This window comes from Scytonema sp. PCC 10023 (genome assembly GCF_963920835.1).
GTDB lineage: Bacteria > Cyanobacteriota > Cyanobacteriia > Cyanobacteriales > Nostocaceae > Kalymmatonema.
Genome location: NZ_CAWUDP010000423.1, coordinates 1 through 232 on the forward strand (window position 1 = coordinate 1; position 232 = coordinate 232).

Genomic DNA, 232 nt, shown 5'->3' on the forward strand with positions numbered 1-232 from the left:
ATCTTTCATTAGCAATCTCGCGAGCAACTTGAAGGGCTTCGGGCATTAATGCTTCTGGCAGTTTGTCAGCTAAAGCAGTTAGGGCATCGGCGCGAAATCTTTCATCAGCAATCTCGCGAGCAACTTTAAGGGCTTCGGGCAACACTTGGGGCAGTTTGTCAGCTAAAGCTGTTAGGACATAGGCGCGATAAGATTCATCAGCAATCTCGCGAGCAACTTTAAGGGCTTCGGG

Annotated in this window: 1 protein-coding gene; it reads right to left on the reverse strand. The window is 49.1% G+C overall.

What is annotated here, in order from left to right; genetic code table 11:
• Window positions 1–232, reverse strand: a 232-nt coding sequence (locus ACM0OZ_RS49445) for a hypothetical protein (RefSeq protein ID WP_414590254.1), incomplete at both ends; no start/stop codon positions are given.